Consider the following 14,588-nt stretch of genomic DNA (forward strand, 5'->3'; position numbering starts at 1 on the left):
GCGGGGCCCGCACCGCTCACGCCTGCACCACTCACGCCTGCGGTGGGACGAGCCCCTGCCGGACGGCGACCAGCGCGGCCTGGGTCCGCGAGGTCAGCTGCAGCTTGCGCAGCACGTTGCTGACGTGGGTGCGGGCTGTCCGCTCGCTGATCACCAGATCGTCGGCGATCTCCTGGTTGGACCGGCCGTGCGCCACCAGCGCCAGCACGTCCCGCTCCCGGGCGGTCAGGGAGCCCAGGCCGGTCGGCGGGGACACCATCTCCTGGGTCAGCTGCCGGGCCACCGCGGGGTCCAGGAACACCTCGCCGCGGGCGGCCGCGCGGATGGCGGCGACCACCTCGGTCGGCTCGGCGTCCTTGAGCAGGTAGCCCGAGGCACCGGCGGCCAGCGCGGCGTGCACCCGCTCCATCTCGCCGAAGCTGGTCAGCACCACGGTGCGCAGCTCGGGGTAGAGCTCCCGGATCCGGGCCGTGGTGGCCACGCCGTCCATCTTGGGCATGAGCAGGTCGACGAGGACGACGTCGGGCAGCTCGCCGTGCGCGGACAGCGCACCGAGCTTGGACAGCGCCTCCACCCCGTTCGCGGCCTCGGCGGTCACCTCGAGGTCGTCGAGCACCTCCAGGTACGCCCGGATGCCGCGGCGGACGACGGCGTGGTCGTCGACGATGAGGACGCGGACGACCGGGTCGGCCGGTTCGCCGTCGTCGGGGGTCGGTGCGGTCACGGGGCTCCATCCGGTGCAGGGCCCGGCGCCGGCAACCCGGCCCGGGTGAGGTCCGCGGCGGCCCGCGGGTCGGGCAGGGGGACGACGGCGCGCACGGAGGTGCCGGCGGCACCCCGGGTCCGCGGGCCCACGGTCAGGCTGCCGCCCCACCGCGCGGCCCGCTCGCGCATGCTCGTCAGGCCGTAGCCCTCGCGCCGGTCCGGGGTGCCGGGTGCTCCGCCGGGCATGCCGTGGCCATCGTCGGTGACCGTGAGGCTGACCGTCGAGCCGTGCCGCAGCGCGACCCGCACGGTGACCCGGCCGGCCTCCGCGTGCTTGACCACGTTGTGCAGCGCCTCGGCGACGATCCGGTAGACGTCCTCGGCCATGTCGGTGGGCAGGGTGTCCACCCCGGCCCCGACCTGCAGGCCGACCCGCATGCCGGTCCGGTTCGTGGTGCTCTCGGCCAGCGCGCGCAGCGCTTCCTCCAGCCCGAGCGAGGTCGAGGACAGCGGCCGCAGCTCGTGCACCATCGCCCGCAGGTCGGCCAGGACGGTCTGCGAGAGCACGCCGATCTCCTGGGCGATGCTGCGCACCCGGTCGGTGGGCACCTCACCGCGGGCGGCGACGATGCCCAGCACCTTGGCCTGCATGCCGATGGAGAACGCCTGCTGCACGATGCTGTCGTGCAGGTCGCGGGCCAGCCGCTGGCGCTCCTCCCGGCGGGCGAGCTCCCGCTCGGCCTGCAGCAGCGCGGCGTGGTCCAGCGCCACGGCGGCCTGCTCGGCCATCGCGGTGAGGAACTCCAGGGTCTGGTTGCCCACCACCTGGCCCGGTGACAGGTAGGCGTTGAGCACCCCGGCCGGCCGGCCGCGGATGGTCAGCGGGACGCTGGCGAACCAGCTCCAGTCCGACTGCCCCAGGTACTCGTGCAGCGGGGCCCAGGCCGGGTCGTCGCGCAGGCTGGCCCACCGGTCGGGGACGACGACCGGCTCGAGCCGCTCGAACGCCTCGAAGATCGTGAGCCGGGCGCCCTGCCGGCCGCACTGCAGCAGCCGGTCGAAGAAGTCCGGGCAGTGCGGGAACCCCGCCTGGCCCATGATCCGCAGCCCGGAGCCGGCCTCGTCCATGCTCAGGATCTGCACGCCGGCCAGCGCGTCGGCCCGCAGCACCTCCCGGGCGAGGGCGTCCAGGGTGGCGGGCACCGAACCCTCCGCGGCCAGCCCGGCCGAGGCCCGGGCCAGGGCGGCCACGCGGCGACGGCGGTGCCGCTCGGCGGTGGCGTCCCGGAAGGACACCACCCGCTCCCCCGTGCCGGCGTCGAGCAGGTGGGTGCGGTAGGCGAACTCCCGCACCCCCGTCGTCCGGCCGCCGGTCCAGCTGCAGACCAGCTCGGCGCCGTCGTCGTCCAGCAGGCCGTGGCCCTGCCCCTGCGGGGAGACCGCCGGGGTGGGGCGGAACGGCGACGCGGTGCCGACCAGCGCCGCGGCCGGCACGTCGCACAGCTCCTCGGCGGTCGGGTTCAGCTGCAGCCACCGGCCGTCGGCGTCGACCACCGCGAGCCCGTCGGGAGCCCGGCGAGCGACCTCCGCCCAGTCGTGCGGCGCAGGCGGTGCCGGTGCGGCGCGGTCCACGGTGGGGTGCACGGACGCCTCCTCGGCACGGGCGCTGGCCCGCGGCGGTCGCCGCGGGGACCGGGTGGCGGGCCCGGGTCGGGACCAGGATGCACAGCCGTGCACCCCGGCCCCGACCACGGGTGGCTCAGAAGCCGTCGACCGGCGCGAAGCCACCGGTGCCGGCGTCGTACCGGACGAGCTCGACGGTGGAGATGGCCGCCTCGTCGTCGCTGGTGGTGTCCACCGTGATGCCGTCGAGCAGCATCGGCGCCTGGAAGTCGCTGATCGACCGCAGTGCGGTCATGAACGACTCCCGGGTGGGCTCCTCCATGCCCGCGAAGGCCTCGGCCAGCACGGCGCCCTCGGCGTAGCTCCAGGTGCAGTGCGGGGTGTAGGTGGTGGCGATCTGCGAGCCGTACTCCTCGAAGGCCGCGTTGTAGGCCTGCACGTCCTCGTCCTCGGCGAACGCCGGGGAGTTGGGGTTCTTGGAGAACGACGGGGTGAAGACCGCCGGGTAGGCCTCGGCGCCGCCGGGCTGCAGGATCGTGCCCGGCGTCGAGGTGTTCGACGGCAGGAAGATGCTCGGCAGCCACCCCAGGGACTGCGCCTTGGTCAGCACGCCGACCTGCAGCGGGGTCACCGACACCGCGCTGAGCAGGACGTCGGCGTTGCTGGCGGCCAGCTCGGTCACCTGGGAGTCCAGGGTGGTGTCGGTGGGCTCGTAGGTCGCGGAGGCGACGACCTCCACCTGGCTGCCCTCGGTGGCCTCGGTGAAGCCGTCGAGGTAGCTCTGCCCGAAGTCGTCGTTCTGGGCCAGCGTCGCCACGGTGATCGGCCGGTCGGCCGCCACCAGCAGCTCGCCGAACGCCCGGCCCTCGGTGGCGTAGGTCGGCACGAACCCGGTGGTCCAGGGGTGCGCCTCCTGGTCCTCGGAGAAGGTGCGGGCACCGGTGGTGAGCAGGACCTGGGGCACCTCCTCCTCCTCGGCGATCGGCATGACGGCCGCGTTGGTGGGCGTGCCCAGGGCACCGACGTAGGCGAAGATCCCCTGGTCGGTGAGCTGCCGGAAGTTCGACACCGCCCGGGCCGGGTCGTAGACGTCGTCCAGGTAGGTGAACTCGACCTGGCGGGTGTTGCCGTCGCCGAACTCGAACCCGCCGTCGGCGTTCTGCGCCTCGATGTAGGCGGCCAGGCCGGCCACGGTGCACGAGCCCGGGCCGGCGGTCGGGCCGCTGAGCGGGCTGCTGATGCCGATGCTGATCGAGTCGTCGGTGATGCCCGGGCTGGACCCGTCACCGCCGAGACCGCCCGAGGACTCCGCGCGGGTGCACCCGGACACGAGCAGCACGGCGATGCTCGCCGTGGCCACCAGTGCGCCGGCGCGCACGGTGTGGGGGGTTGAGGTCATGGGGTCGCCCTTCCTGGGGTTCACGGGTGCTGGTCCGTCGTGGTCGCCGCCGGGGCGGGCACCGCAGGTGCTGACCCGTCGGTGGATGTGGGGGTCGCCGCGTCGTCCGCGGTGTCGTGCGGGGCCGTGCGGGTGCCCCGGCGGGCCGACCGGCGGCGGGCCAGCCGGCGGGGCAGGGACACCAGCCCGGCCGGCAGCACGAAGAGCACGGCGAGCAGGACGGCGCCGGAGATCAGCGCGGTGCGCGAGGAGTTGACCTGGCCGGCGAGCACCGGCACCAGCACGTAGTACAGGGCGCCCAGCGCCGTGCCGACGATGCTGGCCGATCCACCGATCACCATGGCCGCGACCAGGTTGATCGAGGTGGCGAAGACCAGCGTCTCGGGCGAGGTGTACTGCACGACGGCCAGGTACATGAAGCCCGACAGCCCGCCCAGGGCCGACGCGATCGTGAACGCCAGCACCTTCGTGCGGTACGGCGAGACGCCCATGGACAGCGCGACCGCCTCGTTCTCCTTGACGATCGCGAAGGACCGGCCGATGCGTCCGCGCACCAGGTTGCGGACCAGGAGGAAGGCGACCAGCGCGATGACCGCGACGACGTAGTACCGCCACTGGTCGTTGGCCAGCCCCAGGGACTCCGGGGCGCGCAGCCAGCTGACGACCTGGCCCTGCGAGCCGCCGGTGAAGCCGTCGAAGCGCCGGGCCAGCGGGACGCCGATGATCGGCAGCGCCAGGGTGATCATCGCCAGCGCGAGCCCGCGCAGCCGGGCCGCGGCCAGCGCGACGAGCATGCCGACCGCGGCGGGGACGACGGCCGAGAGCAGGAGCGACAGCGCGATCGGCCAGTCGTTCAGCACCCCGTAGGCGGTGATGTAGGCGCCCAGGCCGAGGAACGCGCTCTGGCCGAGGGAGACCTGGCCGGTGTACCCCATGATCACGTTCAGGCCCAGCAGCGCGACCGCGAAGACCATGATCGAGGCGAGCTGGAAGTTGATGTACGGGCTGGACACCAGCGGCGCGACGACCAGCACCACGGCGACGGCGAGGCCGGCGACGGCGGCGGCCGCGCGGGTGACGACGGACCGCGGCGGCGTGGTGGTGGCCGCGGGGGCCGGACGGGTGGCGGTGGCCATCAGACGCGCACCGTGGTCTTCCGGCCGAACAGGCCCTGCGGCCGGACGACCAGGATCACCATGACCGCGACGAAGGGCACCGCGATCTTCAGGTCGTCGCCGACGACGTCCAGGTAGGCCCCGGCCAGGTTCTCCGCGACGCCGATGAAGGCCGCGGCCACGACCGCGCCGACCGGGGAGTCCAGCCCGCCGAGGATGGCCGCGGCGAGGGCGTAGACCAGGACGAAGTCGAGCATCCCGGGGCTGATGAACAGCTGCGGGGCCACGAGCACCCCGGCGACCGCGCCGAGCCCGGCGGCCAGCCCCCACCCGATCATCAGCAACCGGCTGACCGGCAGCGCCGACAGCGCGGAGGACTCCGGGTTGTCGGCCACCGCGCGCATGGCCAGGCCGAGCTTGGTGGACCGGAACAGCAGCTGCAGGCCGACCATCACCGCGATGAGCACGAGAATCGTGCCGATCGACCGGAAGCTGACGAACACCCCGAGGACCTCGAAGGTGCGGTTGGGGAACAGCGACGGGAAGGGCTGCGGCTCGTAGCCGAAGAAGAACGCCGACGCCCCGGTGAGCAGCACCAGCAGCGCGATGGTGGCGACCACCGCGGTGTCGGGGTCACCGCGCTCGAAGTGCCGCATCACGCCGCGCTCGAGCAGCGCGCCGAGGACGAAGCCGAACACCACCGCGGCCAGCAGCGCGAGCAGGACCGGCACACCGGCGCGGGTGAGGGCGAACGCGACGAAGGTGGCCGCGACCGCCATGCCGCCCTGCGCGAAGTTCACCAGCCCGGTCGCCCGGTGCACGAGCACGATGGCCAGGGCCAGGGCCGCGTAGATCGCCCCGTTGGACAACCCGTCGACCACGACTTGGACGAAGTAGGACACCTAACCTCCCAGGTACGCGCGGCGGACGGCGTCCATGCCGAGCAGTTCGGCGCTGCTGCCCTGCAGCGCGACGCGGCCGGTCTCCAGCACGGTCGCGTCGTCGACCACGGAGAAGGCCAGGTTCGCGTTCTGCTCGACCACGACCATCGCCACCTGGGCCTCCCGCCGGAGCCGGACGACGGCGTCGTACACGCGGCGGGCGGTGCTGGGGGCCAGGCCGAGCGAGGCCTCGTCCAGCAGCATCACCCGCGGCTTGGCCATGAACGCCCGGGCGACGGCGAGCATCTGCTGCTCGCCGCCGGACAGGGCCGCGGCGTTGGACCCCACCCGCTCCCGCAGGTTGGGGAACAGGTCCAGGCAGTAGTCGACGTCGACCGCGATCTGCTTGCGGTCGCGCCGCCGGTAGGCCCCGACCAGCAGGTTCTCCCGGACGCTGAGCTGGCCCAGCGTGCCGCGGCCCTCGGGGACGTGGGCGATGCCGAGGGCCGCCGTCCGGTCCGGGCCGAGCCCGGTGATGTCGCGGCCGTCGAACACGATCCGGCCGGTGGTGCGGACCATCCCGCTGATCGCCCGCAGGGTCGTGGTCTTCCCGGCGCCGTTGGCGCCCAGCAGACCGGTGGCCCCGTTGTCCGGCAGCACGAAGGAGACCCCGTGCAGCACGTCGGCGTGGCCGTAGGAGGCGCTGACGCCGTCCAGCTCAAGCAGGCTCACCGGCGCCCACCTCCTTGCCCAGGTAGGCCTCGACCACCCGGGGGTCCGACTGCGCCTGCGCGGCCGTGCCCTCCATGAGCTTGGCGCCGTGGTCCAGGACGACGACCCGGTCGGTCAGCGCGGAGATCAGGCCCATGTGGTGCTCGACGACGACGACGGTCAGGTCGAACTCCTGGCGCACCGCGCGGACGGTGCCGATGAGCTGCTCCACCTCGGCGTGCGAGAGGCCGGCCGCCGGCTCGTCGAGCAGCAGCAGCTTCGGGCGGGCCAGCAGGGCCCGGCACAGCTCCACGCCCTTGTGCAGCCCGTGCGAGAGCTCGTCGGCGCGGGTGTGCGCGGCCCAGCCCAGGCCGGTGCGCTCGACCAGCTCCAGAGCGCGGGCGCGGGCCTCGCGCTCGTGCCGGCGGGTGGTGGGCAACCGCAGCGCCCAGGCGACCGGGCCGCCGGGCAGCCAGGAGTGCGCGCCGAGCAGCACGTTCTCCAGCACGGTGGCGTCCAGCCGCAGCGCGGGGTGCTGGAAGGTGCGGGCCAGCCCCAGCCGGGCCATCCGCCAGGCCGGCGTGCGGACGGTCTCGGTGCCGTCGACCAGGATCGAGCCGGCCGCGGGCTGGTAGTGCCCGCTGATGCAGTTGAACAGCGAGGTCTTGCCGGCGCCGTTGGGTCCGACCAGGCCGAGGATGCCGCCGCGCGGTGCGTCGAAGGAGACGTCGTCGAGCACGGTGATCCCGCCGAAGCGGAGGGACACCCCCCGCACGCTCAGCATCGCGTCCGGGGCAGGTGGTGCCGTCATGCGTCGCCCTCCGACATCGTCGTCGTCCGCCGGCGTACTGGCGGTCGGGGGCGACGCTACGGTCGGGCCCGTGTGACCCGGACCACCGCAATGTCCCGACCCGACCGTCCGGTCCTGACGTGGTCGGGTGCGACATTCGTCCTGGGTGCCGGCCGTGCGCCGGCTGTGCCCGTCAGGTCCCCGCGGCCGGCACCACCGGGACCAGCAGGTGGGAGTCGTGCCGGCCGCCGGTGTGCACGGTGGTGCGGCCGACGTTCACCGTGTCGGTGTGCCGGGCGTAGGTCAGGTGCTCCGGGTAGCGCATGACATCGCTGCCCTGCACGACGAGCAGCAGCTGCTCGCCGGCCTCGAACCGGGTGCCCGAGGGCCAGACCTCGATGTCCAGGCGGGTCGGCTCCCCGGGCACCAGCGGCAGTGCCCGGCGGTGGGCCAGGACCGGGTGCAGGTCGGTGGAGCGCTCGTCGTCCAGCTCCCGGTGCGAGGCGCGCAGCCAGCCCTGGGCCACCGGGCCGTCCTCGAACTGCCCGTAGTGCGCGAACCCGACCGGGGTGCCCACGGCGTCGAGCTTGACCAGGGCGAGGAAGAGGTCGGCGTCCTCGGCCCCGTCGGTGGACACGTGCAGCACGGCGCGCACGCCACCGACCAGCTCGACCGGCTCGTCGAACGTCACCGCGAAGGTCACCCGGCGCGGCGCCAGCCCGCTGCCCAGCCCGTCGTAGGAGACCGCGCCCTCCCCCGCCGGTGCGTCCCAGCCCAGCGACCCGGCGACGGCGTCCAGGTGCAGCCGGCGGGGCTCGACGTCCAGCGGCCAGCGGTCGGACTCCCGCCAGGTCGCCTCGCCGTAGGACTCGCGGACCTCGGCGCGCACCCGCGGCCAGGACGCCGGCCCCGGCCCGCGGCCGAGCAGGAAGTGGTCGAAGAAGGCGCGCTGGCGCTCGACGTTCTCCGGCTCGTAGTAGTAGGACCACTTCTTGCGGCCGTGCACGTCCAGCCACTTCTCGGCCGACCCGAGCCGCCGGAACCCCTCCAGCGTGCCGCGCAGGTGCAGTCCCTGGTCGGCCCACCCGGCGACGACGTAGGCCGGCACCCGGACGGCCTCCAGGTCCGGTGTCTTGCTGGCCCAGAAGCCGTCGAACCAGGGATGGGCCGCCGTCTCGGCCTCGAGGTCCTCGACCTCGGTCGTGCCGGCTCCCCACCGCTCCCAGATGTAGGGCCAGAAGGAGGTCTCCGGGATGCCCCCGTGCCGGGCGACCTCGCGGTAGGTGTCGTTCCAGCCCTCCGAGGGGTTGATCGCCCCGAGGTGCGGCGGGTCCAGGGCCGCGACGAACCACTGCAGGCTGGCCAGGTAGGAGACGCCGGACAGGCCCACCTTCCCGGCGCTCCAGGGCTGGGTGCCGGCCCACTCGACGACGTCGGCGAACGCCCGCGCCTCCTCCGGCGAGTGGTAGGTGGCCCGGCCCTCGGAGTACCAGGTGCCGGGGACGTCGGCGAGCACGAGCGCGTAGCCGTGCGGCACCCAGTACTCGGGGTCCGGCGCCTCGAAGGTGGTCAGGTCCGACGTCCACTCCGGCCGCACGCCGCTGCCGGGGTAGATCTGCCCGATCGGGGCCGGGTTGTGCTTGCCGTAGGGCGACCAGCTCACCAGCGGCGCGGCCGGGACATCGGTGTCGGGCCGGTAGACGTCGACGTACAACACCTCCCCGCCGTCCCCGAACGGGACGGCGATGTCCTTCTCGATCACCATCCCCGGCCGGTTCTCGAACCGGTGCTCCGGCGGGCGCCCGCCGCGCGAGGCCGGTGTGCTGCGCGGCGGCCGGAACAGGTAGCGGCCGGGGTCGTCGGGGTGCTCGGCTGGCTGCATCGGTGCTCCGTGGGTCCGCGGGTGGTGACGGGGGCGCTGTCCCGCCCCGTCCCAGCACCGTCGGCCACCGGTCGGCGTGCCCACCAGCGTCATCCGTCGCGTCCGCCGACCGTCGGCCGACCCGGGTGTCAGCCGAGCTCGCGGTCCAGGGCCAGGTTGAGCTCCAGCACGTCGACGTACGGGGCGCCGATGAAGCCGAGGTCCCGACCCGTGGTGGCCGCGGCGACCAGCTGCTGCACCTCCGCCTCGGGCACCCCCCGCTCCCGGGAGACCCGGGCGACCTGGATGGCCGCGTACGCCGGGGAGATGCCCGGGTCCAGGCCCGAGGCCGAGGCGGTGACGGCGTCGGCCGGCACGTCGGCCTCGGGCACGCCGTTGAAGGCGGCCACCGCGGTGCGGCGCTGGGCGACGGTGTCGGCGAGCTCGGCGGAGTTCGGGCCGAGGTTGGACCCGCCGGAGGCGCGGCCGTCCCAGTCCGAGGCCGAGGGCCGGGACTGGAAGTACTGCGGCAGCGGGGCGCCGTCGGCGTCCACGAAGCCCTGGCCGAGCAGCGAGGACCCGACCACGGTGCCGTCGGCGGTGCTGACCAGCGACCCGTCGGCCGCGGAGGGGGCGATGACCTGGGCGATGCCGGTCATGGCGAGCGGGTAGCCGACGCCGAGTACGACGGTGGCCACGAGGAGGGCACGGACGGCGGCCACCAGCTGGCGGCCCGGACGAGGACTGGGCATCACGCGATCCCGGGGATGAGGGAGACGAGGAGGTCGATGAGCTTGATCCCGACGAAGGGCAGCACGACGCCGCCCAGGCCGTAGACCAGCAGGTTGCGCTGCAGCATCGCCGAGGCGGAGCCCGGCCGGTACCGCACGCCGCGCAGGGCCAGCGGCACCAGCGCGATGATGATCAACGCGTTGAACACGACGGCCGAGAGGATCGCCGACTCCGGCGAGGACAGCCGCATGACGTTGAGCGCGTCCAGCCCCGGGAACGCCGGGGCGAACATGGCCGGCAGGATCGCGAAGTACTTGGCCAGGTCGTTGGCGATGGAGAACGTGGTCAGCGAGCCGCGGGTGATGAGCAGCTGCTTGCCGATCGCGACGATCTCGATGAGCTTCGTCGGGTCGGAGTCCAGGTCGACCATGTTGCCGGCCTCCTTGGCCGCCGACGTCCCGGTGTTCATCGCCACCCCGACGTCGGCCTGCGCCAGCGCGGGGGCGTCGTTGGTGCCGTCGCCGGTCATCGCCACCAGGCGTCCGCCGGACTGCTCCTTCGCGATCAGCGCGAGCTTGTCCTCCGGCGTCGCCTCGGCCAGGACGTCGTCCACCCCGGCCTCGGCGGCGATGGCCCGGGCGGTGGCCTCGTTGTCGCCGGTGATCATCACGGTGCGGATGCCCATCCGGCGCAGCTCGTCGAAGCGCTCCCGCATGCCGGGCTTGACGACGTCCTTGAGCTCGATCACGCCCAGCACCCGCGCACCGTCCGGGCCGGCCGAGGCCAGCAGCAGCGGCGTCCCGCCGGCCTCGGCGACCTCGGCGACCAGCGGGGCGACGTCCGGGGGCACCGGGCCGTCCAGCGACCGGACCCAGGCCTGCACCGCCGCGGCGGCACCCTTGCGCAGCTGCCGGCCGCCGGGCAGGTCGACCCCGCTCATCCGGGTCTGCGCGGTGAACTCCACGAAGGTCGCGCCGTCCGGGCGGGGCACCGCTCCCCCGCCGAGGACGACGACCGACCGGCCCTCGGGCGTCTCGTCGGCCAGCGAGGCGAGCACCGCGCCCTGGGCGACCTCGGCCTCGGTGGCGTCGCCGACCGGGCGGAAGGACGCCGCCTGCCGGTTGCCCAGCGTGATCGTGCCGGTCTTGTCCAGCAGCAGGGTGCCGACGTCGCCGGCGGCCTCGACGGCCCGCCCGCTCATCGCCAGCACGTTGCGCTGCACCAGCCGGTCCATCCCGGCGATGCCGATCGCGGACAGCAGCGCCCCGATGGTGGTCGGGATCAGGCAGACGATCAGCGCGATGAGCACCGTCGTCGACTGACCGGCACCCGAGTAGACCGCGAAGGGCTGCAGGGTCACCACGGCCAGGACGAAGACGATGGTCAGCGAGGACAGCAGGATGTTCAGCGCCGTCTCGTTGGGGGTCTTCTGCCGGGAGGCGCCCTCGACCAGGGCGATCATCCGGTCGACGAAGGTCTCCCCCGGCTTGCTGGTGATCTGCACGACGACCCGGTCCGAGAGCACCGTCGTCCCGCCGGTCACCGCGCACCGGTCGCCGCCGGACTCCCGGATGACGGGGGCGGACTCCCCGGTGATCGCGGACTCGTCGACGCTGGCGATGCCCTCGACGACGTCGCCGTCCCCGGGGATGACCTGCCCGGCGACGACGACCACCCGGTCGCCGGGGACGAGGTCGGCGGCCGGCACCTCGCGGCCGTCCTCCAGGACGGCGACGGTCGTCGTCCTGGCGTTGCGCAGCGAGGCGGCCTGCGCCTTGCCGCGGCCCTCGGCGACGGCCTCGGCGACGTTGGCGAACAGCACGGTCAGCCACAGCCAGACCGCGATCGACCAGCCGAAGACCGAGGGGTGCAGCACGGCCAGCACGGTGGAGAACACCGAGCCGACCCAGACGGTGAAGACGACGGGCTGGCGGACCAGTCCGCGGGGGTCGAGCTTGGCGACGGCGCCGGTCAGCGCCGGGCGCCACTCGATCGTCGGGCGGGCCTGCGGGCGTTCCGCGGGGGCCCGGTCCAGGACGGGGGCGGTCATGAGAGTCCTTCGGCGAGCGGTCCCAGTGCCAGCACCGGGAAGTAGGTGAGACCGACGACCACGAGGACGACGGCGGTGAGCAGCCCGGCGAACAGCGGGCGGTGGGTGGGGAAGGTGCCGGCGGTGACCGGGGTGCGGCCCTGCTCGGCGAGCCGGCCGGCCAGGGCGACGACCAGCACGATCGGCACGAAGCGGCCGAGGGCCATGGCCAGGCCCAGCGCGGTGTTGTAGAACGTCGTGTCGGCGCTGAGCCCGCCGAACGCCGAGCCGTTGTTGTTGCCGGCGGAGGTGAAGGCGTAGAGCACCTCGGTGAGGCCGTGCGGTCCGTCGTTGAGCATGCCGGCCCGGCCGGCGGCGGTGCCGATGGCGACCGCGGTCCCGACCAGCACGATCGTCGGGGTGGTGAGGATGTAGAGCGACGCGAGGGTCATCTCCCGGCGGCCGAGCTTCTTGCCCAGGTACTCCGGCGTCCGGCCGACCATCAGGCCGGCCACGAAGACGGCGACGACGGCCAGCACGAGCATCCCGTAGAGGCCCGAGCCCACCCCGCCCGGCGCGACCTCGCCCAGCATCATGTTGAACAGGGCGACCATCCCGCCCAGCGGGGTGAGGCTGTCGTGCTGGGTGTTGATCGCCCCGGTCGACGTCAGCGTGGTGGCGGTGGCGAACAGCGAGGACAGCGGGCCGCCGAAGCGGACCTCCTGGCCCTCCAGCGCGCCGCCGGCGAGCTGGGTGGCCGCACCCCCGGCGCGGGCCTGGAACACCGTCATCAGGGTCAGGCTGATCGTGGCCAGGGTGGCCATGACGCCGAGGATCGCGAAGCCCTGCTTGCGGTCGCCGACCATCCGGCCGAACGTGCGCGGCAACGAGAACGGGATGACCAGCAGCAGGAAGACCTGGAACAGCGAGACCCAGGCGGTCGGCCCCTCGAAGGGGTGCGCCGAGTTGGCGTTGAAGAACCCGCCGCCGTTGGTGCCGAGCTCCTTGATCGCCTCCTGGGAGGCGACCGGCCCGCCCGGGACGAACTGGCTACCCCCGGCCAGGGTGGTCACGTCGGTGCCCGAGTGCAGGTTCTGCACCACGCCGCCGAGCACCATCACCACGGTGGCCACGACGGCCAGCGGCAGCAGCAGCCGGGTGATCGAGCGGGTGATGTCCACCCAGGCGTTGCCCAGCCGGTCGGTGCCCTGCCGGACGAACCCGCGCACGAGGGCGGCCAGCACGGCCAGCCCGACCGCGGCGGACACGAAGTTCTGCACCGCCAGGCCGGCCATCTGGACCAGGTGGCCCATCGTCGACTCGCCGGCGTAGCCCTGCCAGTTCGTGTTGGTCACGAAGCTGACGGCGGTGTTCCAGGCGCTGGAGGGCTCCACCGGCGCCATGCCGTTGTCCAGCGGCAGCAGGCCCTGCACGCGCTGCAGCAGGTAGAGCAGCAGCACGCCGACCACCGACACGGCCAGCACGCTGCGCAGGTAGACCGGCCAGCGCTGGTCCGAGCCGGGGTCGACCCCGACCGCGCGGTAGACCAGCTTCTCCGCCCGCCAGTGCGCCGGGCTGGTGAACACCCGCGCCGTCCAGTCGCCCAGGGGCTTGTGGACGACGGCCAGCGCCACCACGAGCAGCCCGACCTGCAGCCACCCGGCTGCGGCCCCGGACATCAGAACCGGTCCGGGAACAGCAGGGACGCCAGCAGGTACGCCACCAGGCCCACCGCGACGGCCAGTCCGACCCAGGTCTCGATCACAGCCGCTCCACCCCGCGCACGGCGAGCGCCAGCAGCCCGAAGACCGCCAGCGTCAGGAGCACGTAGACCACGTCGGTCACGCCAGGTCCCTCATCCCACTCCGGGGCCCGACCCGTCGCCGGTGCCCTCGCAGTCGGCGACGCTAGGAGCGCCCGGGCACGCCGCGGGGCGTCTTGACGGGTCCTTGACGCCCGACGGCGGAGGTCTTGACGCCGTCCTGACGGCGGCGGTGCCCGATCAGGTGGGGGTCAGCCGACCAGGTCGGCGTAGACGACGACGTCGTCCAGGTAGTCCCCGGTCGAGGAGTCGAACTCGCCGCCGCAGGTGATCAGCCGCAGGCCGGCGTGGCCGAGGTCGCCGTAGACCTCGGCGGTCGGGAAGTCGGCCTTGGCCACCTGGTCCACCTGGGTGACCACGAAGGTGGCCGTGCTGCCGTCGGCGCGGTCGACGAGCACGGTGTCGCCGGCGACGACGTCGAGCAGGTCGGCGAACACCCCGGGCGAGCCGGCCCAGTCGACGTGCCCGGCCAGCACCGCCGGGCCCCGCTCACCGGGGGTGGGCGAGCCGGTGAACCAGCCCGCGGGGAACCCCTCGGCCGGGACCTCGAGCGTGCCGTCGGGCTCGATGCCCAGGTCCACCAGCTCGGAGTCCACGCCGATCGCCGGCACCCGCACCCGCAGCGGCTGGGAGGCCGGCAGCACCGGCGGGGCCGCGGTGGTGGGCCCGGCGACCGGCGACGAGCTCGTGGCCGGCCCCCCGGCGGACGGGGCCGGCGCCCCGGACTCGCACCCGGCCAGCAGCACCGCGGCGACCGCGGCGAGCACCGCCGGGCGCAGGCGGTGCGACAGCCGGGTCACGCGGTGGAGCCGTCGCCGGTGTCCACGGAGCCGACCGGGACGACGGCGACCTGGGAGTAGCCGCCGGAGCCGGTGGTGCTGCTGCCGCCCCGTCCGGCCCCGGTGCCCGCTCCCCCGCCG

General features: G+C 74.1%; 13 protein-coding genes. All 13 read right to left on the reverse strand.

Annotated features, from left to right (window positions below; translation table 11 throughout):
* Positions 1–31: 31 nt before the first annotated feature.
* The 13 genes from LFA75_RS22675 to LFA75_RS22735 all read right to left on the reverse strand — a co-directional run bounded on the left by LFA75_RS22675 (position 32) and on the right by LFA75_RS22735 (position 14,468).
* Positions 32–724: a response regulator gene (locus LFA75_RS22675; RefSeq protein ID WP_225235839.1), complete on the reverse strand. Its 693-nt coding sequence runs from the start codon at positions 722–724 to the stop codon at positions 32–34.
* Positions 721–2,349, reverse strand: a complete 1,629-nt coding sequence (locus LFA75_RS22680) for a sensor histidine kinase (protein WP_225235840.1) — start codon at positions 2,347–2,349, stop codon at positions 721–723. Before LFA75_RS22680 ends, LFA75_RS22675 begins: the two co-directional genes overlap by 4 nt.
* A 115-nt stretch (positions 2,350–2,464) precedes the next feature.
* Positions 2,465–3,727, reverse strand: a complete 1,263-nt coding sequence (locus LFA75_RS22685; RefSeq protein ID WP_225235841.1) for an ABC transporter substrate-binding protein — start codon at positions 3,725–3,727, stop codon at positions 2,465–2,467.
* Positions 3,728–3,747: 20 nt separating this feature from the next.
* On the reverse strand, positions 3,748–4,863 hold the full coding sequence (locus LFA75_RS22690) for a branched-chain amino acid ABC transporter permease (protein WP_225235842.1): 1,116 nt from the start codon (positions 4,861–4,863) through the stop codon (positions 3,748–3,750).
* Positions 4,863–5,744, reverse strand: coding sequence for a branched-chain amino acid ABC transporter permease (locus LFA75_RS22695; RefSeq protein WP_225235843.1), 882 nt, complete (start codon positions 5,742–5,744; stop codon positions 4,863–4,865). The genes LFA75_RS22690 and LFA75_RS22695 overlap by 1 nt, the downstream gene beginning before the upstream one ends.
* On the reverse strand, positions 5,745–6,455 hold the full coding sequence (locus tag LFA75_RS22700; RefSeq protein WP_225235844.1) for an ABC transporter ATP-binding protein: 711 nt from the start codon (positions 6,453–6,455) through the stop codon (positions 5,745–5,747).
* The gene (locus tag LFA75_RS22705) at positions 6,442–7,245 is read right to left on the reverse strand and encodes an ABC transporter ATP-binding protein (protein ID WP_225235845.1); all 804 of its coding nucleotides are present in this window, start codon (positions 7,243–7,245) and stop codon (positions 6,442–6,444) included. The genes LFA75_RS22700 and LFA75_RS22705 overlap by 14 nt, the downstream gene beginning before the upstream one ends.
* A 172-nt stretch (positions 7,246–7,417) precedes the next feature.
* Entirely contained in the window at positions 7,418–9,106 is a 1,689-nt protein-coding gene (locus tag LFA75_RS22710; protein WP_225235846.1) for a CocE/NonD family hydrolase, read from the reverse strand.
* Between the two features lie 128 nt (positions 9,107–9,234).
* Positions 9,235–9,837 carry a potassium-transporting ATPase subunit KdpC gene (kdpC, locus tag LFA75_RS22715; RefSeq protein ID WP_225235847.1) on the reverse strand — a complete coding sequence of 201 codons (603 nt, stop codon included), beginning with the start codon at positions 9,835–9,837 and terminating at the stop codon, positions 9,235–9,237.
* A complete protein-coding gene (gene kdpB, locus LFA75_RS22720; RefSeq protein ID WP_225235848.1) occupies positions 9,837–11,867 on the reverse strand; it encodes a potassium-transporting ATPase subunit KdpB in 2,031 nt (676 codons plus the stop codon). The genes kdpC and kdpB overlap by 1 nt, the downstream gene beginning before the upstream one ends.
* Positions 11,864–13,525, reverse strand: a complete 1,662-nt coding sequence (kdpA, locus tag LFA75_RS22725; RefSeq protein ID WP_225235849.1) for a potassium-transporting ATPase subunit KdpA — start codon at positions 13,523–13,525, stop codon at positions 11,864–11,866. The genes kdpB and kdpA overlap by 4 nt, the downstream gene beginning before the upstream one ends.
* Entirely contained in the window at positions 13,525–13,611 is an 87-nt protein-coding gene (gene kdpF / locus LFA75_RS24215) for a K(+)-transporting ATPase subunit F (RefSeq protein WP_225236112.1), read from the reverse strand. The genes kdpA and kdpF overlap by 1 nt, the downstream gene beginning before the upstream one ends.
* A gap of 248 nt (positions 13,612–13,859) precedes the next feature.
* On the reverse strand, positions 13,860–14,468 hold the full coding sequence (locus tag LFA75_RS22735) for a class F sortase (RefSeq protein WP_225235850.1): 609 nt from the start codon (positions 14,466–14,468) through the stop codon (positions 13,860–13,862).
* Positions 14,469–14,588 lie beyond the last annotated feature (120 nt).

The sequence above is a fragment of the Klenkia terrae genome, assembly GCF_900491935.1.
In the GTDB taxonomy this organism is placed as follows: domain Bacteria; phylum Actinomycetota; class Actinomycetes; order Mycobacteriales; family Geodermatophilaceae; genus Klenkia; species Klenkia terrae.

Excerpts from the sequence above, each read along its gene's own strand:
- LFA75_RS22685 (WP_225235841.1), bottom strand. The coding sequence starts at position 3,727 with ATGACCTCAACCCCCCACACCGTGCGCGCCGGCGCACTGGTGGCCACG.
- LFA75_RS22690 (WP_225235842.1), bottom strand. The coding sequence starts at position 4,863 with ATGGCCACCGCCACCCGTCCGGCCCCCGCGGCCACCACCACGCCGCCG.
- LFA75_RS22705 (WP_225235845.1), bottom strand. The coding sequence starts at position 7,245 with ATGACGGCACCACCTGCCCCGGACGCGATGCTGAGCGTGCGGGGGGTG.
- LFA75_RS22710 (WP_225235846.1), bottom strand. The coding sequence starts at position 9,106 with ATGCAGCCAGCCGAGCACCCCGACGACCCCGGCCGCTACCTGTTCCGG.
- kdpC (WP_225235847.1), bottom strand. The coding sequence starts at position 9,837 with ATGCCCAGTCCTCGTCCGGGCCGCCAGCTGGTGGCCGCCGTCCGTGCC.
- kdpB (WP_225235848.1), bottom strand. The coding sequence starts at position 11,867 with ATGACCGCCCCCGTCCTGGACCGGGCCCCCGCGGAACGCCCGCAGGCC.
- kdpA (WP_225235849.1), bottom strand. The coding sequence starts at position 13,525 with ATGTCCGGGGCCGCAGCCGGGTGGCTGCAGGTCGGGCTGCTCGTGGTG.